A 17,896-nucleotide genomic window follows, 5' to 3' on the forward strand; every position below is an offset into this window, starting at 1 on the left:
CGATCAGGCCCGATCGCTCGCAGCAATACCTCTCGTCGATGATTTCAGGGCAACTTGCCATCAGCATCGGCGCAGGCGTAGGTTGCTACTCCTATCAAGCGCGCAAATAAGGGGGAGGGGCTCGATGAAGGCTAGCGCCAAGAAATATGTGACGACCGGGGTGGCACTTGTGGGGGCAGGTGTCATCGCCGCTGGTCCAATCGCACCGGCACCAGCGAACACCGTCGCAGAAAGCCGATCGCACGACGTGGCCCTGATGGCCGCGAACACCAACGAGATCCAGCGTCAATTCGAAGCGCAACGGGCTTTGCTGGAGACCTTCGCACCCGGTGCCGCACTGGAGGACTTCATCGAGGGCACCCTCGCGGCGTTCAACCGGTCGGGCGCAGAAGGCGTCAGAGACTACAGGCCCGTCACCGGGTTCGACAGCGTGGGACGCATCGGACAAGGCTTCGCCGCGTCCGCGCTGCGGATCGGCTCCACCGCGCTCGCCCCGCTCACCTTGATCGAACTCGCCCAAGCGATCAGCGAGGGCGGCGACGCCGGGGGCTTCGAAGCATTCGTGAAGAACATCGTCGACGCGCCGCTGTGGGCGATCGACCCCGCACTGTTCGCCCTGCGCGACGCGCTACCCGCACCGCTCGGCGGACCGGACGGCCTCGTCGCAACGATTCGCGACCAGCTGTACCGGCTCACCCTCGAGATCAACGAGGGGCTGCAGGACCCGGGCGCGCTGGTACAGCGCTTCGTCGACGGGACCATCGAGGCGTTCGAGCGGCCCGGCCCTGTCGCATACGAAGAGGTGACCGGACCGATGGATGCCTTCTCTCGCGTCACCCAGGGTGCGATTGCGTCGACCTTGCGGCTGGCTGCCGCAGCCGTGCTCGGCCCGGTGGGCGTTGTCCAGGTGGTGGCCGCCGTCGCCCAGGGTGACACTGAAGCAGCCCTTGCCGCGGTGGAGAACATCGTCGACGGCCCGCTTTATGTGGCAGACCCGGCGCTCTACGGACTTCGCGATGCCCTGCCGGCCCCGATCGGCGGCCCGGGCAATCTGGTCGAAAACTTCCGCAACGGATTGTGGAGCGCGACCGAGCGGATCAACGGCTCGATCCGCGACATCGTCGTACGCGACGAAGCCCCGGCAGAGCAGGAGGAGGCCCCCCTGAGGGCAGGCGACCAGCGGGGAGCCGGCATTGCAGCAGAGGCGCCGAAGGTGTCGCTGCAGGATGAGCGCCCGGTTGAGAAGAAGACCGAACTCAGTGCGGAACAAGGCTCCGAACAGCCCTCCGAACAGCCGAAGCCCGCGAAGCAAGAGACCAAGCGTCTCCGCGACTTCCTGCCTGAGAAGCAAAAGCTAACCCGCGATGTGCTGAGGCCGTCGGCGAACTTCTCTCCAGGCGCCAACGCAGAAATGCAGGCCCCGACAGGTGAAGGCGCGAAAGAGGTCGTCGAAGTCGACGTTCCGAAGAAGAAGGAAACGACGGTTGCCACGCCGACCGGCACCACGCAGGGCAGCGAAACCACCACCAACCCCGGTGACAACGGCGCGGGCGAAGGTGGGGACGACGGTTCCGACAACAACAAGTAGTACTTCACTCATTCGACAGCCCCGGGGCAACGGCACCGGGGCTGTCGACCGTTTTCACTGAACCAACGGAAACGTCGGTCCCGCTCAATTACTTTGGCTGATGTGGAACCACCCCACAGCTACGTACGGGACACATCAGCGTCGGTGGTGCACCACGGGGACTACCTCAACCGCGACACCCACCAGGCGCTCTGCGGTCTCGTGCTCACCAGCGCCACGATCCTTGGCGATGTCGCGGGCGAAGGGGCGGTCTGCGCGGACTGCGAGGCGAAGTTGGCGCAGTACCACGCCGCATGGTGGCGTGAACGAGCCCTGGCCGTCGAGGGCGAGCTCGACGAGCTCCGCATCAGGTACCGCCAACTGACCGGGCAGGCCGAGGAAGCGCAGCAGCCGGGTTCGGAAAGCGCGGAGATGACTGACAGCCCTGGGACCGACGAAGAGCCGACGTCCCTGCTCGGCCGAGCGCGAGTGGAGCTCCGGGCACTGTGCCGCCAGTGCGACGGGGTCGTGCCCTACTGGCGCTTGAAAACCACCATGCAGGCGTTCAGCGACCAGCTCAGCACCGACGACCGAGTCCAACTCGCCCAGGAGATCGGCGCCGATGGATCGCTGATCCGTTGGTGCACAACCGAAATCGGCAACCTCGGATGGCAGGTCACCAACAGCCCGGTCCAGGAGGAATCCGAGGCCATGTGGGACGCCTGGACTCACGATGCGTACCAGACACCCAAGAAGAACAAGTGGCGCCTGGGTCGGTCCCGGTCCCGGGACGCCAGTTGACGTCGGCTCCTCAGGGCCACCTGCGACCGCTCTTCCTGCTGGCAGACAGTCAGTTGCTGTTCTGGAAAAGGCAGGAGCGGCTGCTGCTCGAGACGGCGGTCGACGAGTTGGCTCGCGACGCACCCCTGAGTGCCGCCTACATCGGCGCGTCCAACGGTGATCGTCCGGAGTTCTACGACATCTTCGAAGCGGCCATGGACGACGTCGGAATTGCCGACCTCCGCATGGTCGGTTCGTCCTTCGGCGCCGACGATCGCGCCTTTCTCGAGCGGGCCAGTGTGATCGTCCTCGCCGGCGGTGATGTGCGGGTCGGCTGGAACGTCTTCGAGAGCACCGGCATGGCGGACGTGATCCGGGCTCGCTACGCGCACGGCGCTGTCCTGGTCGGCATCTCCGCCGGTGCGATCCAGCTCGGCCGCTACGGAATCGTCGAGACATCAGAGTCGGTGGCGACAGAACTTCTCGACGTGTTCAAGTTCGTTCCCGCAATCATCGACACGCACGACGAGCGCTCAGGCTGGGCGCGGCTGTCGGGAACGGTCTATTCGCTGCAGGGAGCCGCAACCGGGATCGGCATCCCCGCCGGTGGTGGGATCATCGTGCACCACGACGCCACCGTCGAGCCTTTGCGGCATCCTGCGCACGAATTCCGTTATGAGGAAACAGGTGTCGTGCACTCGCTGTTGTGTCCCGCAGAGGAGTAACCGCTACTTGAAGTAGGGATCGAGCAATGTCGACCAGGCTTGGTCGAGCTGCTCCCACTCTGCGGGACATCCCGACGCCCGGTCCTTGGGCAGTTCGCCGCTCGTGACAAGGTCGGCATTGGCTTTCGGATCTGACCCGTAGATCCAGCATTCGAGGTTGTACATGCGGGTCTCGTCCAGCGAGTGCTCGTCGGCGAAGTCGTCTGCGGTCAGCTCCGTGGCCTGCGCACCGGAGGCGCCGAACGCCCGCGCGAAATCCTTGACCGCCTGCACCGATTCGGGGTCGGCATGACCGTCTTCACCGGGAGCCAACAGCACGAAGGCAGCAAGCTGATCGGCCACGTCCTCCTCGCGCCCGGTCACGGGAAGGTCGTAGATGCTGATCGCCATGTGACCGACCTCGTGGTAGAACGTCGCGTACTCGGAGTTGAGCGCCGACGCCTTCGGATCGGGGTCACCGGCTTCGGTGAAGACTCGCTGCGCCCAGTCCACATCCTCATAACACAGGGTGATGGTGTTGTCGTCGGCACTCCAGAAGGCGTTGGGCTCGCCGCACTGCGAGCCGCGCAGCGAAATGTTGTGGGGCAGCTTGAGCGTCTCGTTGATGTCATTGGCGAGGGCTTCGAGCAGTTGATCGTTCTGCATGATGTTGCGCCCATTGGTCGCTTCGGGGGTGGTGGCCATGTCATAGAAGACGACCATCTCGCCGTCGGCGGGCGCGTTGGGGTCCGGTGGAGGGTCTGGGTTCTGCGCAGCCGGGGACCCTTGGGAAGTAGACGATTTCGGCGCGTCGTGGGTGTCGGCCGCCTCTCCTCCCGAGCTTCCGCATCCCGCCGCCAACACTCCTGCGGCAACGAGAGCCAGAACTCGTGACGGCGTCGCCCAGCGCACGGGCTCTCGTGTTGGTTCGTGTGTGGTCAAGCGCTGTGTCCTTCCCGGGGCCGCTCGGCGTGCGACGGTTGCGCCGATCGTATGACCGCAGCGCCGGGAATGGGGGCCAGTCGGCCGCAGCGGTGTCGGCTCACCGGTGAACTTTGCCGTCGCGCAGTTGACTGGGCGAGCGGAATTGCAGCCTTATGGGTAGGAGGTGCTCAGGCGAGGCGCGACAGCGCTTCGGCGATCGGGACATCGCCGTTGTTGAACTCGACCGTGCGCCCGACGGTGGTGTCATCTGCCAGGCAGGCAGCGGCGACCAGCGCAACGTCTTCGCGGGAGACTTCGCCACCGACGGCCTCGGAACCGACGGCGATCCGGCCGGTGGATGGTTCCAGGGTGAGGCGGCCCGGACCCAGTATCGTCCAGCGCAGACCGCTGGCCCGAAGATGCGCATCGGCAGCGGCCTTCGCCTCGGCATAGTGGAAGAACGAGTTGTTCTTGGGCACACCGTGATCGGGGCTTGCACCGAAGTACGACACCATGATGAACCTGGCCACCCCCGCACGTTCGGCGGCATCGATGATGCGGATGGCGGCATCGCGATCCACTGCATAGGTGCGAGTCGGGTTGCCGCCGCCGGCGCCGGCGGTAAACACCACGGCGTCATGCCCCTCGACGATTCCGGTGAGGGCGTCGACGTCCAGCGCCTCGATATCGCCCACCAGTGGCTGGGCCCCGGTCACCATCACCTCTTCTGAGTGATCCGGGTTGCGAAACACCGAGGTCACCTCGTCTCCGCGCTCACTGAGGATCCGCGACAGGTGCAGGGCCACGTTGCCGTGGCCACCGAAGATCAAGATGCGAGCCATACAGCCAAGGTAGCCTTCTGCAACATATTCCTTGACAGGAATACGTCGTGGGCCCTAGCTTTGAACCCGTGCAGTCGACGGTCTTCGGAGCTCTTGCCGAGCCAAGCCGCCTGAAAATCGTCGAATTGTTGCGTGCTGGGCCGCTTTCGGTCGGCGAGATCGCCGAGGCACTCGAAATTCGCCAGCCGCAGGTCAGTAAGCACCTTCGGGTGTTGGGTGATTCGGGGATAGTCGCCGGCCGACCCATGGCTCGGCGGCGGATCTACCACCTGGAGGCCGCACCGTTCGAGGAGATCGGCCGCTGGGCCGAATCGTTCGCACAGCTCTGGGAGACCCGCCTCGACTCGTTGGGCAGATATCTCGAGTCCATCACCGAAGGCACTGAGGACCGGGCCGATGACGACTGACCGCTGCACCGCCTGACCGCCGATCGACATAAGGAGGATTCGCCATGCTGATGCAGATGTTCAAGAAGACCAAGAAGCTGAACCTCGAACGCTCGTACCGCGCTCCTATCGAAACCGTCTGGCAGGCTTGGACGGACCCCAACATGGTGCGGGAGTGGTGGGGTCCGGAGAAGACGTTCGTGCCGGAATGTGAGATCGACCTCGTGGTCGGCGGAAAGATTTACATCGTCATGGAAGCGGGCGAGGCGATGGGCAAGTACCAGGGCACACGCTGGCCGATGAGCGGCACGTTCACCCGCATCGAGGAACGCGCGCGCCTGACGTATGACGCGCGATCGTGGACCGAGGGCGAAGAAGAGGGGTCCACGATCGAGCACGTCAACGACGTCATCCTCAGCGAGAAAGACGGGATGACGGTCGTCGCGCTGAACGTCACGATCACCAACATCGGCGCGAAGGCCAAGATGGCCGCATTCGGCATGAAGTGGGGTTACAAGGCTCAGCTGGACAAGCTCGACAAGTACCTGTCACGACGGTGATGCGCGCCGCCACGGCGTCCGTCTCACACCGCGAAGTGCGATTTGTAGATCTGGCCATGCACGCCCACGGTTCGGTCGACTACTTGGGAGACAACGAAATCGGATGCGGCCGAGAGGTAGGCGTAGGCGGTGCCGCGGTCCATCCCCTGGTCGTTCTGCAGGAAGTCCAGGGCGTTGACCACCGCCCGCCGCATCGCGATGTTCAGATCGCTGCTGCTGCCTCCGATTGCCCCATCGGGGTCGGATAGTCCTATTGGCACCCACGCGGACTCGGTTTCGGCGAACGGATAGTGATATGCGACCGATGGCGCATCTCCTGATCCCGGCTTACAGACCGTCAAGCGGTAGGTGCCGCGCAGAGAGCCCTCCATCGCGGTGAGCGCTACTTCACCGTCCCCCATGGCCATGTGGGGATCACCGGCGTAGAAGAGGGCTCCCTCCGCGAAAACAGGAAGGTACAGCGTGGAGCCCTCACCCAGCAGCCGGATGTCGATATTGCCGCCCCCGACGGTTGGGGGAATCGAATTCGCGGTCGGCGCGGTGATATCCCGGTCCTGGGAGAAGGCGACACCCATCAGGCCCATGAAGGGTGACAGCGGGAACCGCACGCGCGCGTCACCGTAGGACATGACGCCGTGGCCGTCCTCCACGGCGGTGAAAGTGGAGACATTGCCGTACTCGACCGGGTTCGCGTTGGGCCTGTGATCGGTGGCCACGGGCGGCATAACTTCCTCGACACTGATGCCGTCCGGGGCGGATCCGTCGGCCTTGCGAGCGAGCGCACCTTTACCGTGCCGACTCGAGACCACGCCATAGGGCACCCGCGGAATGGCCTGTAGCGTCTCGATTTTCAGCACATCGCCGGGCTGAGCGCCTTCGACGAACACCGGACCGGTCACCACATGCGGGCCGTCCTTGTCGAAGTCGCGCGGTGTGCGGTTGTATTCGGATGCGACCGCAATGGCATCCTGCAGGACATCTGATTCGTTGACTCCCTTGCCGCCGAAGTATTCGACCGGATCGCGGCCCTGATCCTCGAGGATGCCCTCATGGGAGACGGTGTCCACAGTGATCGTCTGCTCCGAACGCATCCGTATCGCCGGCGCGGCATGCACGGTCGGCACATAACCCCACAGCACCTGGTCGGGTGTCGAACGCAGATAGTGGTCGCCGGCGATATCACCGTGGTCGGGTTGGAGGATCTCGAAGCGTCCGGTCGTGGCGCCGGTCGCTGCGGGAGTTTTACCCGTCGCACAGGCGGCCGCGACGGCGGTGATGCCCGTCCCGGCCCCCACCGCTGCCACCGCGCGAACGAAATCGCGACGCCCGATCCCTCTGGTGAGGGTTTCGGCAGCGGCTTCGGCGAACGACTCGTTCATTTGGATGACTCCGGGGTTGTCGGTCGCCCGAAGCTACCCATCCGGTGTTGCGTCGATGTTGCCGTCACGTTCGAAGCCGTTGACGTCCAGAGGCGGAGGCGGCTCGATCCCGACTCAGCCGAAACGAAACCACCCGATCGCGAACGGTCTAACGTCACAGACATCGTGGGTGCAAGGAGGTGTCCGATGCGCGGTCAGCGTTTCATAGTCTCGGTGGCGGGCGTGGTGACTGCGGCGACCATCGGGGCCTCGGCTGTCGCGCACGCCTCCCCTCCTCCCCCGAGTCCGGATCAGGCCAGTGCGGAGTGGACGATCACCGACGGCTATCTCATAAAGCAGATCGGATGCACGCCGGATACACCGGGCGACCCGGTCTCGATCTCATGGGATCCGCCGGGCTTCGTCCCGGCCGTCGGCGGGACAGGAATGATCCACGATGCCAATCCCGCCCTCGGTGGGCAGTTCTCGGCTCGCTGGATTCCTACGCCCGGCTTCTGGGACGTCGAGTACCAGTTCTGCTGAGCCGTCTCGGCTCGCATGGCGACAACAGGTCGGTGCCCGTCAACGAACCGGACCTCCACCCTTGGACGTCTTTTCGCGTTTCAAGCATCACAGTTATGGGCAGACGTCGGAATGACGCGCGGACTTATGAGTTCGATTTAGCTCAAACCGAACTCGCGGTCGGCGCAGCAGTGCTTTCATACGCAAACAACTGACAGGGCGTCTGCACGACATAGGGGGTCTGCGGCATGCCACCGCCGGACGACGAGGAGCGTTCGACATCGGTCGTGGTCGTCGGCAATCAACGAGTCGTGTACGCGGGCATCGAGGCGTGGTTGAGGCGCAGCCAGCCGCACACCAAGATCGTCGGACATTTCACCAGCCCCTCGGAGTTCGTCGCGGCATATGGGACGCCCACTCCAGGGCTGACGGTGTTGTTCGACCTGCCCTGTGACGGCGGTGGACCGGACCTCGATGCGCTCCGCCAGATCTGTGATGCCGGCCATCGCGTCGTCGTCTACACCTGTTCGGTCAACGACGAAGTCGTCGCCGCGACGCTCGAGGCGGGGGCCATCAGCTGTATCGCCAAACACGAACCCGAACACGTCCTGGCGGCCGCCATCGATGCCGCCCACAACAGCCGTCCGCACGTCGCCCCGAGGTCGACCCCGACGCTGCACAGCGGGCGGCGCAAGGCCCGGCCGCAGTTGACTCACCGAGAGCAGCAGGTACTCATCGCGTGGTTTCAGACTGAGAACAAGAACGCGGTCGCCGAGCGGTTGTACATCGAGCCCTCCACCGTCGCGACTCATCTGCAAAGGGTCCGGGCGAAGTATGCGGCGGTCGGACGGCCCGCGCCGACCAAGGCGGCTCTTGTTGCTCGAGCGATCCAGGACGAGATCCTCAGCGTCGACGACCTCTGAGTCCGAGCACACTCGCCGTCCTCTGAACAGATGAACTAATAACCATTTGCTGGCAGTCGGATAACGGTTCCGTCAATATTTCCCCGAGCCGCGGTCCGATCGGCGCTACGCCGGCGAACAGTGCGCGGTCGTCGGATCCATTCAACGGGAGGGCATGAGCATGAAGAAGATGATCGCCGCGGGGGCGCTGGCGTTTGGAGGGTTGTTCACCCTCGGTGTCGGTATGGCGCACGCTGATGAGGTTCAGGTGGAGGGCGGCTACTCCACGCTGGATGCCTGCCAGGTCGATGGGCCCAATGTCGAGATTGCCCAGGGTGATGCCAACTACGGGCACTGGGATTGCCGGCAGGGCGGCGATGGCCTGTGGTACGTCTGGCTGAGCAGCTGATGCTCGGCCAGGTCAGCGGTCCGACGGAGGTGTCGGACCGCTCGTGAATTCGGCAAGGGTGGCGTTACGGGTCGGGGCCGTTGCCTTCTCGCTCGGTGTGGCGGGGTTGGTCGGCACCTGCGGTATGGGCACAGCGGTCGCCGACGACGGAGGACAGTCGTCGGCGAGTTCCTCGGCGGGGGCGTCAAGCTCATCCGGGGCGGGCAGTTCCTCATCGGGATCGGCGAGCGCGTCGACGGGGTCGACGGACACCTCGGCGAGTTCGTCGGGTACGTCGTCGTCGACCGGTGACGCCGATGCGAAGTCGACGGAGGCTTCCTCGACAGCGACCGTCTCGGGGACAAAGCCCAGGACAACTGTGGGTTCGGGGCGGTCGACGACCAAGCCCGACCCCGATGCCTCCGAGACACGGTCGACGAGGAACACGACAACCGAGTCCTTGGACTCCTCGGCTAAGCGGTCGGTGACCGAGTCGGCCACTGCGGCGAACACCGCTCAGACCGCCTCGACGCCGGCCACATCGCCTGTCGGTGAGGTCGACACCAGTACGCCCGTGGTGGTTGACACGTCAGCCCCACCAGCCGATCCGATCGTTGAGGCCCCCATCGAGCGGGAGCAAACAAAGAATCGATCCGACCGTGTGGGCACCGACTCCTCGGTCACCGCGCTCAAGCCCACCGCGACCACTGTCGGTGCGGCGGGCGCGACCCGGCCCGACACCACTATCAGCGCTCGGTCCCTTGCACACGTAACCGACTCCGCGACAACTGAAGTCACAGCATCGGGTGAGACCACCGGTGTTCAGAGCCTCGCCGAAGCCAGCACGGGCACACTGGTGATCGAGGCGCCGCTGGTGCCCTCGGGTACCGACAACCACAGCACTGTGGTGGCCGACGCCCCCGATCACGGCCCCTCGACAGCGCCCATCGATATCGTGTCAGGCCTGCTGTCAGCGGTCGGTGTCGGCTCACCGCTGTCCACCCTCGACGGCCCAGTGCAGCCACTGCCGGGCGTGATACTGATGGGCTCATTGGATCTGGTGCGCCGCGACCTGGAGCGGATGAGCGATGACCAGTTGGCCATCGACACCCACCACCTCATCAACACCCTGACAACCGAAACCCCCTCCGAGGAACTGCTTCTCGACGCCGCGACTACCACGACAAGCTCTGACTCCGAACACCCCTCATGGTCGGTACCAGACGAACTGACCGTCGAACCCACCGCAGCCGAACGAGCCGCAGCCTTCCACAAAGCCCAAGCCGAACGCGCAGAAGCGTTCGCTGCGGCCCAAGAAGCCCGCACCGACGCGTTCAACGAGCAGATCGGCGCGATAGTCGCTCAAAATACGCTGGGAGCGATCGTCGCCACCGCGGCCCATGTCGTTACCGAGATCGCCTACGTTGGCGTACAGGTGGTGACCGAATTCGTCCACTACGCCGTATACGCAGTCACCGAACTCATCCACGGGCTTACGGACTGGTTCAGGGCCCCAGCCGTCTTCACCGGCCTCTACGGCGACCCGGAAACGAATGCGCAGTATTGGCAGAAGCAGTCGGCCGAGAACTGCGTCTTGATGGCCACGGCCGCAGTCGTCGGCCAACTCACCGGAACCATGCCGACGGAAGTGGACATCGCCCGCATAGCAGGCGAAACCCCAAGTGTGGTCAACCCGGAACGGGCTATGTACTTGGGCCTGCACACAGAAGATCGTGTTCACATCAAAGATGCCATCGCGCTACTGGACACCGAGTACGGCATCACTGCCACCCTCACCTCCTACGAGAAGACGGAGGGCAACCTGGCACTGAGAGCGTTGGCGTTCGCGCTCGAGGACCCGAAGAAGGCCGTGATGGTCGGCGTTCAGGGCGCAACCGTCTGGAATGCTGTCGAAGGCGAACCGCTGCCCGGCATCGAATCCGCGGATCATCAGGTGGCCGTCACCGGAATCGACTTCGACGAAAGAGTCGTCTACCTCAGTGACAGCGCATTCCCCGATCAAGGGAGGAAGCTGAAAGTTCCGCTGGACGCCTTCATGAGGGCATGGCAGACCGACAACTACGAGACAGTCGTCGCGCAGCTCAAACAGCCGAACACGACGGCGTCCGAACCCGGTTCCCCCCGGATTTCCAGTCCCGACTCCGGGGTGCTTCTAGAAGTGGCGTAGCGGCGTCACCAGCGATAGTCGAGGAACTTCCCGTCGAACGTGACCACCACGCGGTCTCCGTCGGGGTCCTCGCGGCGCCGGACGTCGACCTTGAAGTTGATCGCGCTCATGATGCCGTCGCCGAACTCCTCGTGGATGAGTTCCTTGATCGCCGGTCCGTATACGGTGAGTGCTTCCTGGAACCGATAGATGGTCGGATCGGACAGAAGCGCCGGGTCGATACCGCGGGCGGGTTGGAGCTGCAAGCTCTCGCCCACCGCGGCGTCGAGATCGAGCAGGGCGCAAACCCGTTCGGCCTGTGCTTCCGACATCGGATGTTGACCGAGCAGCGCGGCGACACACCACACGCGCGGCGCATCCAAAGCATCTGCGATCTCGGTCCAGCTCACGTTCTTTCGGGTCTTGGCGGCGACCACCAGTGCCGCTGCGTCGGACTTGGTCATGATCGGGGTCATGCGCTGACCTTATTCGCCTCGGGGCCGCCGGTGGTGTCACCGCCGTCCGGCGGGCTTCGGACGGCGCAGAGCTGGGTAATACCGTTGCGATGATGAGTTCGCAACGACCCAGGGCTTTGATCATCGGCGGCGGATTCGGTGGTTTGTTCTGTGCTCGTCGACTGGCCAAAGCCGATGTCGACATCACCTTGCTCGACCGCTCCGCCGACCACCTGTTCCAACCGCTGCTCTACCAGTGCGCGACCGGCAAGCTGAGCATCGGCCACATCAGCCGTCCGTTGCGCGAGGAGTTCGCCCGATACGACAACATCAAGCCCCTGCTGGGCGAGGCGATCGCACTCGACCCGTCCGCGCGCACCGTCACCGCACTACGGCCCGACGAGACGACGTTCGTCGTCGAGTACGACGTCCTCATCCTGGCGGCCGGTATGCGGCAGTCGTACCTGGGCAATGAGGAGTTCGCGCACTGGGCGCCGGGTATGAAAACGCTCGATGACGCGCTGGAGATCAGGCAGCGCATCCTCACCGCGTTCGAAATTGCCGAGACCCTGCCGCCTGGGCCGGAGCGGACGGACTGGCTGACCTTCGCCGTCGCCGGAGGCGGTCCGACCGGAGTGGAACTGGCCGGTCAAATCCGGGAGATGGCGACCCGCACGCTCACCAACGAATTCCACAGCATTCAGCCGCAAGAGGCGCGGGTGCTGCTGTTCGACGGCGGCCAGCGTGTCCTGAAGAAGTTCGCGCCCGGCCTGTCGGCGAAGGCCACCGCGACCTTGGCGGAGCTCGGCGTCGAGATGCACTTCGGTGTGCACGTGACCGACGTACGGCGGGACGGCGTCACCGTCACCCCGAAGAACGGCGGGCCCGACAGGCAATTCTCGACGCGCACCGTGCTGTGGACCGCAGGCGTCGAAGCCGTACCGTTCGCCCGTCATGTTGCCGAAATCCTCGGAGCGCCCACCGATCGCGCCGGCCGCATACAGGTCGAGCCGGACCTGAGCGTCGCGGGACACCCCGAGATCTTCGTCGTCGGCGATCTCGCCGGACGTGACAAGCTGCCTGGCGTCGCGGAGAACGCGATGCAGGGCGGCCTGCACGCGGCGGCCTGTATCCGCCGTGATCTCGCCGGGCGACCGCGCCGCCCGTACCGCTACCGCGATTTGGGATCGGCGGCCTACATCAGCCATGGCAACGCGCTGCTTCAAGTGAGGCGCATCCGGGTGTCGGGATATCTCGGCTGGGTCGCGTGGGGCCTGATTCATATCGCGTTCCTCACCGGTGTGCGCAACCGCATCAGCACGGTTGCCACCTGGCTGGCCTCGATCGCACGTGCCGGCCGCTATCACCGGGCCTTCATGCTGGGCGCAGCGGATCGTCCCGAACAGCGCTACACGTATTCGACGTGGGACCTTCCAGAACCCGCACCGCCGCATCACCGCGCTTACCGTTCATGACCGTCGGCCCGGACGACGGGTGAGTGATCCGCCGATGTCTTCCTGGGGATGTGACGGCAGCGTGGGAGAGGAACTGCGCGGCAACTGCGGTTGCGATTAGCATCCACCAACGTGGGTGGCGAACCTCCGGTCCCCGTGACGCGGACGCATCGAGTCGCGCAGAGGTTGTCCCGGTTGAACGTCGCACAGGTCAGACGGGCTGCGCTTCTGCTGATTCTGGTGGCCACCGCCGCGTTCGGCGGCCTCGAAACCGTCGACAAGAAAGTCACCCCGTTCAAGGTCGCCGAGGAGTTCAGCGACGGCCAGTTCACGATCACGGTCGAGCGGGCGAGGTTCGTTCGCGAACTCAAGGGTGGGTTGGCCACCATCGGCGCTGCTGAACCCGGCAAGGTCTACCTGGGCGTCGTGGCGACAGTCGACAACACCGGCACCGTGCCGGGAGGCCTCCGCGATCTCCTCGACCTACAGGGTCTGCCCGGCAAGGAGATCTTCGGGACCTTCCGCTTGCGCGACGGTTCTGCGATTCAGAGTCTCGGACCGGGACTCACCGAGCAGTTGGCATTCACTTGGCAGGTACCGGAATTCAGCGCACATTCGGTTCAGGAGGTGACGATCCGGGTGTGGAAGAAGACGTTCACGCAGTTGATGGTCACCTACGGCGGCAAGGAATGGATCGACACCGATAACTACGGTCAGGTCGTCGTTCCGGTCCAGGGGCTGCCGTGAATCCGCGCACGCGTCGGGCGCTGACGGTGATCGCGACAGTCGTCGTGATCGCGGCGGCCGCGGTGGTGTGGCAGAACCTGCCGACACCGCCGGACATCACCGGACCGTTCGACGTGTACGGCGAGGCGGGACAGCGTGCCGCCGGCCGCGACGTCGCGGCTACCGTCACCGATGTTCGTATCTCTTCGCAAGTGGATTCGGTTGCACCCGCAGGCGTTTGGGTGGTCGTCGACGCGACCCTGGAGGCACCGGTCACCACCGAACTACCCCGCAGTGACCTGATCGTCGGGCCGAACACGTACACACCCACCGATAGGTTTTTCCTCAAAACCCTCCGGGGGAACGTCAGGCCCGGTATCGCGCAACGCGGGTCGTGGGTGTTCGACGTCGCGCCGGCCCTGGTCGAGTCCGGCTCATCGGCACCGATCACGCTGCGGGTGTGGACGGGTTACGACGAGCAACTGGACTCGCGCCTTGTCATCGATGTTCCGCTCGCAGACGCCCACCGAGTACAAACCCTGAGGCTCGAGGCTCCCGTGGAACGTGCGTCATGAGGAGATGGCTGTCGCCGCTGTGGGTGCGAAACCTGATCGGTGCCGTCGTCATGGTGGCGGCGCTCGGCGTCATCATCGCGACCACACTGAGCGATCAGTGGGCCACTTACCGCCACACGGTTGTTCCGGACGTTGTGGTGGCTAAGGGTGAGTCCGGCGACGCCGGCGGATACACCTGGGAGGTCGACTCGGTGAGGCACTTGAACCGCAAGCCTTCCCGGTTCGGTCCGCAGCTACCCGAGGGCGCCGTGTTGACGGTGGTGACGGTGGACATGTCGGGTCCGGCACGCGAGAACCCCGAAACCTGCAGCGCTGTCATCACCGACGGTCAGCAGCGGTGGGCATCGGAGAAGGCGGGCGGTTTGGGGCCGACCCCACCCGATGGTGTGGGGATCAGGTGTGAGAAGCCCGGACCGGTGCAGTTCTCGTTCGTCCTGCCGCAGGACGCGGTGCCCGACGCGCTCGATGTCACGAGTGCTGACGGTCGGCTTCTGGCACGGATGATGTTGTAGGTTCCTGCTTTTCGAGCTGCTCAAGGCAGTACGCCACCGTGGATGCGATCAGGCAAATGCGAAGGGGTTCGATGATCAGGTGCGAGCCGAGCGCGATCGTTTCGGCGAAGCCGTACCAGAAGGGCAACGGATGCGGACCGAGAATCCATGCCACGAACCGGAATAGGTAGCCATTGCCCATCTCGGGCCGATAGAAAGACCCGGACATGTCGAGCCACGCCAGACCGAGATAGCCCAACACGTACAGCGACAGGGCGAACACTCCCCCATAGAGGATGAGCCGTGCCGAATCAACGATGGTGCTGTAGTTGCCCAGCTTGGAGAGCAGCCAGGAGCGCACCTTTTGGCCCAGCGTCTCGGGCACGTCCCAACCGCGCTCTTTGAGCATCTTGCGCCGCTCTGCCGCGCTGTTGATCACCCTGTCGGCGCGACTGCCCACAACGCGGCGAGCCGCGCGGCGCCAGTCGGGCATGGATACGCCGTAGACGATCCCGGCGACGGCTAGCCAGAGAAGCGGGATCGTGGCTCCACCGAACGCCGTCCGCAGCACCGCCATCAGGCCGTCCCACAGGGCTTCCAACGGTGCGAAGTGCGAGAACAGTGCGGCTCGCGTGTCGTTGAACCACACCACGATCCGGCGCTCGGAGATCCAGCCCATCGGGTTGATGAGAAAGCCGACGCCCTCGCTGGCAGCGAAGCTCAACGTAAGGAAAACCCACAGCGCGTCGACGTAGACGCGGACGGCGATCATCCACCCCGGCAGCTTGTCCTTGAGCTTGCTGAGCACATAACGCACGACCAGCGCCGAGACGATGATCACCCACGTGGTCGTGCCGACGGGCAGTTGATCGGGATGAAGCTCGGTCGGCTCGGTGGATGTCAACGCTTCGGTGACAGAGTGGGTGACGCGATAGTCGAGGGCCACCGTTTCGAACTCGATCCAGTCCTCTGCGAACAGCTTCCACGCCAGGTAGATCGCGAAGAACGGCACGATGATGTTGGCGAACACGTCGACGCTGCGGGCAGATCGCCGCGGCAGCGCCGCCAGCGCGGGGATGGCCGAGCGCAGCACCAAGAACATCGCGACGTACGAACCGAGGCGCGCCATCCCGGCGAACGGCATGATCAGCGCGGCCCAGACGTCGTTGTCCCAACCGGCCCAGGCCGCCAGCTCGATGGCGCCGCGGCGACCCAGCCAACCCAGCAGGTACAGCGCCGCCAATTGAGGGAAATAGCGCCACCATAGGTCGAACGGCCGCAACACGGAGCGCACCGCCACATCCTAGGGCGGCGACGATAGCGGCGACGGGCTGACGAGCTGATCCACCAGCCACCAGCGCATTTAACACGGTCGTATGTCGTCCCAGCACTGAACTATGAGCCGGCCAGCCCCTTGACTGTGACGCCACTCACAGTAATATGACCAGTGGTCATCGCTGGGAGGTGTGGATGCCGACTGTGACATGGGCTCGGGTCGACCCGAGCCGGCGGGCCGCTGTGATCGAAGCGGCGGAGGCGGAGTTCGGGGCGCATGGCTACTCGCAGGGCAGCCTGAACGTCATCGCACGCCGCGCGGGTGTGGCGAAGGGCAGCCTGTTTCAGTACTTCGCCGACAAGCGCGATCTGTACGCCTACATCGCAGATCTCGGCAGCCAGCGCGTGCGGTCGTACATCGAAGATCGAATCCGAGAGCTGGACCCGAGCCGGCCCTTCTTCGAGTTCTTCACCGATCTGCTCGATACCTGGGTGGCCTATTTCGCCGAGCACCCGCAGGACCGTGCCCTGCATGCCGCATCGAACTTCGAGATCGACACAGAGGCACGGGTTTCCGTGCACACCGTCATCCATCGCCACTATCTGGAGGTTCTGCGGCCACTGGTGCGCGATGCGCATGCGCGCGGCGACCTGCGCGCCGATTGCGATACCGACGCTCTGTTGTCGTTGCTGCTGATGATCTTTCCCCACATGGCGCTGGCCCCCTATGTGCGCGGCATGGATCCGGTTCTCGGGCTCGACGACCCCACGCCTGATCAGCCGGCACTCGCAGTGCGCAGGCTCGTATCCGTTCTGGCGCAAGCATTCTCCAGCAACAGCCCAGCCCGAAAGACGACCAAGGAGGTCCAACAATGACACGAAAGAACTCAGCGTCACTCGACGCCGGTGGATTCAACTGGGATAGCCTCCCGTTGAAGTTGTTCGCAGGGGGCAATGCGAAGTTCTGGAATCCCGCCGATATCGACTTCTCCCGTGACCGGGAGGACTGGGAGTCTCTGACCGAACTCGAGCGGGATTACGCCGCACGGCTGTGTGCGCAGTTCATCGCCGGCGAAGAAGCCGTCACCCAAGACATCCAGCCGTTCATGGCCGCGATGCGGGCCGAAGGCCGTTTGGGCGACGAGATGTATCTGACCCAGTTCGCGTTCGAGGAAGCCAAGCACACCCAGGTGTTTCGGATGTGGCTGGACGCCGTCGGGCTGACCGACGACCTCCACCATTACCTCGATGACCTTCCGTCGTACCGGCGAATCTTCTATGACGAACTGCCGAGTTCGCTGGAGGCGTTGAACGCCGACCCGTCCCCCGCCGCGCAGGTTCGCGCATCGGCGACCTACAACCACGTCATCGAAGGCATGATGGCGTTGACGGGATACTATGCGTGGCACCGTATTTGCGTGGACCGCGGCATCCTGCCCGGCATGCAGGAGTTGGTGCGGCGCATCGCCGACGACGAGCGGCGCCACATGGCCTGGGGTACCTTCACCTGTCGACGCCACGTCGCCGCCGATGACTCGAACTGGACAGTGTTCGAGGAGCGGATGAATGAACTCATCCCCCTGGTGCTGCAGAACGCCGATGACGGGTCAACCCTCTACGACGAGATTCCGTTCGGATTGGAAGCGGGCGAGATGAAGCAGTACGCGAGCGATAAGGGAATGCGGCGATTCGGCACCATCAGCAGCGCCCGGGGCCGCCCAGTCGGGGAGATCGACCTGGACTACTCACCGCTGACGCTGGAGGACACCTTCGCCGACGAGGACAGCAAGGCGCTGGCCGCCTCGGCGTAAACCGTGCGC

21 protein-coding genes are annotated in these 17,896 nt (G+C 64.6%); 15 read left to right on the forward strand and 6 right to left on the reverse strand.

Annotation, left to right across the window (positions count from 1 at the left end; genetic code table 11):
* Positions 1 to 124 precede the first annotated feature (124 nt).
* From AAHH99_RS05145 to AAHH99_RS05155, 3 genes are all read left to right on the forward strand, one after another.
* Positions 125 to 1,588, forward strand: coding sequence for a hypothetical protein (locus AAHH99_RS05145; RefSeq protein WP_418767702.1), 1,464 nt, complete (start codon positions 125 to 127; stop codon positions 1,586 to 1,588).
* Between the two features lie 102 nt (positions 1,589 to 1,690).
* The gene (locus AAHH99_RS05150; RefSeq protein WP_418767703.1) at positions 1,691 to 2,368 is read left to right on the forward strand and encodes a hypothetical protein; all 678 of its coding nucleotides are present in this window, start codon (positions 1,691 to 1,693) and stop codon (positions 2,366 to 2,368) included.
* Positions 2,365 to 3,072 carry a Type 1 glutamine amidotransferase-like domain-containing protein gene (locus AAHH99_RS05155; RefSeq protein WP_418767874.1) on the forward strand — a complete coding sequence of 236 codons (708 nt, stop codon included), beginning with the start codon at positions 2,365 to 2,367 and terminating at the stop codon, positions 3,070 to 3,072. The genes AAHH99_RS05150 and AAHH99_RS05155 overlap by 4 nt, the downstream gene beginning before the upstream one ends.
* 3 nt (positions 3,073 to 3,075) lie before the next feature.
* On the opposite strand, the gene AAHH99_RS05160 is transcribed toward AAHH99_RS05155, so the two are convergent.
* Both AAHH99_RS05160 and AAHH99_RS05165 read right to left on the reverse strand, forming a co-directional pair.
* Positions 3,076 to 3,963, reverse strand: a complete 888-nt coding sequence (locus AAHH99_RS05160; RefSeq protein WP_418767875.1) for a DUF4344 domain-containing metallopeptidase — start codon at positions 3,961 to 3,963, stop codon at positions 3,076 to 3,078.
* Between the two features lie 200 nt (positions 3,964 to 4,163).
* Complete coding sequence (locus tag AAHH99_RS05165; RefSeq protein ID WP_418767704.1) at positions 4,164 to 4,817, reverse strand: SDR family oxidoreductase; 654 nt, start codon at positions 4,815 to 4,817, stop codon at positions 4,164 to 4,166.
* Positions 4,818 to 4,885: 68 nt separating this feature from the next.
* On the opposite strand from AAHH99_RS05165, the gene AAHH99_RS05170 reads away from it, so the two are divergent.
* Positions 4,886 to 5,224, forward strand: coding sequence for an ArsR/SmtB family transcription factor (locus tag AAHH99_RS05170; protein WP_418767705.1), 339 nt, complete (start codon positions 4,886 to 4,888; stop codon positions 5,222 to 5,224).
* A 44-nt stretch (positions 5,225 to 5,268) separates the two neighbouring features.
* A complete protein-coding gene (locus tag AAHH99_RS05175) occupies positions 5,269 to 5,763 on the forward strand; it encodes an SRPBCC family protein (RefSeq protein WP_064394920.1) in 495 nt (164 codons plus the stop codon).
* 23 nt (positions 5,764 to 5,786) lie between these two features.
* Here the strand turns inward: AAHH99_RS05175 and AAHH99_RS05180 are convergent, their stop codons facing one another.
* Positions 5,787 to 7,142, reverse strand: a complete 1,356-nt coding sequence (locus AAHH99_RS05180; RefSeq protein WP_418767706.1) for an acetamidase/formamidase family protein — start codon at positions 7,140 to 7,142, stop codon at positions 5,787 to 5,789.
* A 186-nt stretch (positions 7,143 to 7,328) separates the two neighbouring features.
* On the opposite strand from AAHH99_RS05180, the gene AAHH99_RS05185 reads away from it, so the two are divergent.
* The 3 genes from AAHH99_RS05185 (at position 7,329) to AAHH99_RS05195 (ending at position 8,954) form a co-directional block, all read left to right on the forward strand.
* On the forward strand, positions 7,329 to 7,664 hold the full coding sequence (locus AAHH99_RS05185) for a hypothetical protein (RefSeq protein WP_418767707.1): 336 nt from the start codon (positions 7,329 to 7,331) through the stop codon (positions 7,662 to 7,664).
* A gap of 227 nt (positions 7,665 to 7,891) precedes the next feature.
* On the forward strand, positions 7,892 to 8,566 hold the full coding sequence (locus AAHH99_RS05190; RefSeq protein WP_418767708.1) for a LuxR C-terminal-related transcriptional regulator: 675 nt from the start codon (positions 7,892 to 7,894) through the stop codon (positions 8,564 to 8,566).
* 154 nt (positions 8,567 to 8,720) lie between these two features.
* Positions 8,721 to 8,954 (forward strand): hypothetical protein, encoded by a 234-nt coding sequence (locus AAHH99_RS05195; RefSeq protein ID WP_418767709.1) that lies wholly within the window; start codon positions 8,721 to 8,723, stop codon positions 8,952 to 8,954.
* A gap of 12 nt (positions 8,955 to 8,966) precedes the next feature.
* On the opposite strand, the gene AAHH99_RS05200 is transcribed toward AAHH99_RS05195, so the two are convergent.
* Complete coding sequence (locus AAHH99_RS05200; protein WP_418767710.1) at positions 8,967 to 9,446, reverse strand: hypothetical protein; 480 nt, start codon at positions 9,444 to 9,446, stop codon at positions 8,967 to 8,969.
* A 148-nt stretch (positions 9,447 to 9,594) separates the two neighbouring features.
* Here AAHH99_RS05200 and AAHH99_RS05205 point away from each other — a divergent pair, with 148 nt between their 5' ends.
* Positions 9,595 to 11,121: a hypothetical protein gene (locus tag AAHH99_RS05205; protein ID WP_418767711.1), complete on the forward strand. Its 1,527-nt coding sequence runs from the start codon at positions 9,595 to 9,597 to the stop codon at positions 11,119 to 11,121.
* Between the two features lie 5 nt (positions 11,122 to 11,126).
* Here the strand turns inward: AAHH99_RS05205 and cynS are convergent, their stop codons facing one another.
* Complete coding sequence (cynS, locus tag AAHH99_RS05210) at positions 11,127 to 11,576, reverse strand: cyanase (RefSeq protein WP_418767712.1); 450 nt, start codon at positions 11,574 to 11,576, stop codon at positions 11,127 to 11,129.
* 92 nt (positions 11,577 to 11,668) lie between these two features.
* Here cynS and AAHH99_RS05215 point away from each other — a divergent pair, with 92 nt between their 5' ends.
* The 4 genes from AAHH99_RS05215 (at position 11,669) to AAHH99_RS05230 (ending at position 14,822) form a co-directional block, all read left to right on the forward strand.
* Positions 11,669 to 13,030, forward strand: a complete 1,362-nt coding sequence (locus AAHH99_RS05215) for an NAD(P)/FAD-dependent oxidoreductase (RefSeq protein WP_418767713.1) — start codon at positions 11,669 to 11,671, stop codon at positions 13,028 to 13,030.
* A 111-nt stretch (positions 13,031 to 13,141) separates the two neighbouring features.
* A complete protein-coding gene (locus AAHH99_RS05220; RefSeq protein WP_418767714.1) occupies positions 13,142 to 13,756 on the forward strand; it encodes a hypothetical protein in 615 nt (204 codons plus the stop codon).
* The gene (locus tag AAHH99_RS05225) at positions 13,753 to 14,310 is read left to right on the forward strand and encodes a hypothetical protein (RefSeq protein ID WP_418767715.1); all 558 of its coding nucleotides are present in this window, start codon (positions 13,753 to 13,755) and stop codon (positions 14,308 to 14,310) included. Before AAHH99_RS05220 ends, AAHH99_RS05225 begins: the two co-directional genes overlap by 4 nt.
* Complete coding sequence (locus AAHH99_RS05230) at positions 14,307 to 14,822, forward strand: hypothetical protein (RefSeq protein WP_418767716.1); 516 nt, start codon at positions 14,307 to 14,309, stop codon at positions 14,820 to 14,822. The genes AAHH99_RS05225 and AAHH99_RS05230 overlap by 4 nt, the downstream gene beginning before the upstream one ends.
* On the opposite strand, the gene AAHH99_RS05235 is transcribed toward AAHH99_RS05230, so the two are convergent.
* On the reverse strand, positions 14,779 to 16,095 hold the full coding sequence (locus AAHH99_RS05235) for a hypothetical protein (protein ID WP_418767717.1): 1,317 nt from the start codon (positions 16,093 to 16,095) through the stop codon (positions 14,779 to 14,781). The two genes, AAHH99_RS05230 and AAHH99_RS05235, sit on opposite strands and share 44 nt — an antisense overlap.
* Before the next feature lie 176 nt (positions 16,096 to 16,271).
* Here AAHH99_RS05235 and AAHH99_RS05240 point away from each other — a divergent pair, with 176 nt between their 5' ends.
* Positions 16,272 to 16,952 carry a TetR/AcrR family transcriptional regulator gene (locus AAHH99_RS05240; protein WP_418767876.1) on the forward strand — a complete coding sequence of 227 codons (681 nt, stop codon included), beginning with the start codon at positions 16,272 to 16,274 and terminating at the stop codon, positions 16,950 to 16,952.
* A complete protein-coding gene (locus tag AAHH99_RS05245; protein ID WP_418767718.1) occupies positions 16,949 to 17,887 on the forward strand; it encodes a R2-like ligand-binding oxidase in 939 nt (312 codons plus the stop codon). The genes AAHH99_RS05240 and AAHH99_RS05245 overlap by 4 nt, the downstream gene beginning before the upstream one ends.
* The last annotated feature ends 9 nt before the right edge of the window (positions 17,888 to 17,896 follow it).

It is taken from the genome of Mycobacterium neumannii (genome assembly GCF_048452905.1).
In the GTDB taxonomy this organism is placed as follows: Bacteria; Actinomycetota; Actinomycetes; order Mycobacteriales; family Mycobacteriaceae; genus Mycobacterium; species Mycobacterium neumannii_B.

What these genes read in the sequence shown, in the direction of transcription:
- AAHH99_RS05245 (WP_418767718.1), top strand. Translation starts at nt 16,949, where the DNA reads ATGACACGAAAGAACTCAGCGTCACTCGACGCCGGTGGATTCAACTGG.
- AAHH99_RS05195 (WP_418767709.1), top strand. Translation starts at nt 8,721, where the DNA reads ATGAGCATGAAGAAGATGATCGCCGCGGGGGCGCTGGCGTTTGGAGGG.
- cynS (WP_418767712.1), bottom strand. Translation starts at nt 11,576, where the DNA reads ATGACCCCGATCATGACCAAGTCCGACGCAGCGGCACTGGTGGTCGCC.
- AAHH99_RS05145 (WP_418767702.1), top strand. Translation starts at nt 125, where the DNA reads ATGAAGGCTAGCGCCAAGAAATATGTGACGACCGGGGTGGCACTTGTG.
- AAHH99_RS05185 (WP_418767707.1), top strand. Translation starts at nt 7,329, where the DNA reads ATGCGCGGTCAGCGTTTCATAGTCTCGGTGGCGGGCGTGGTGACTGCG.
- AAHH99_RS05230 (WP_418767716.1), top strand. Translation starts at nt 14,307, where the DNA reads ATGAGGAGATGGCTGTCGCCGCTGTGGGTGCGAAACCTGATCGGTGCC.
- AAHH99_RS05165 (WP_418767704.1), bottom strand. Translation starts at nt 4,817, where the DNA reads ATGGCTCGCATCTTGATCTTCGGTGGCCACGGCAACGTGGCCCTGCAC.
- AAHH99_RS05175 (WP_064394920.1), top strand. Translation starts at nt 5,269, where the DNA reads ATGCTGATGCAGATGTTCAAGAAGACCAAGAAGCTGAACCTCGAACGC.
- AAHH99_RS05190 (WP_418767708.1), top strand. Translation starts at nt 7,892, where the DNA reads ATGCCACCGCCGGACGACGAGGAGCGTTCGACATCGGTCGTGGTCGTC.
- AAHH99_RS05180 (WP_418767706.1), bottom strand. Translation starts at nt 7,142, where the DNA reads ATGAACGAGTCGTTCGCCGAAGCCGCTGCCGAAACCCTCACCAGAGGG.
- AAHH99_RS05215 (WP_418767713.1), top strand. Translation starts at nt 11,669, where the DNA reads ATGAGTTCGCAACGACCCAGGGCTTTGATCATCGGCGGCGGATTCGGT.
- AAHH99_RS05240 (WP_418767876.1), top strand. Translation starts at nt 16,272, where the DNA reads ATGCCGACTGTGACATGGGCTCGGGTCGACCCGAGCCGGCGGGCCGCT.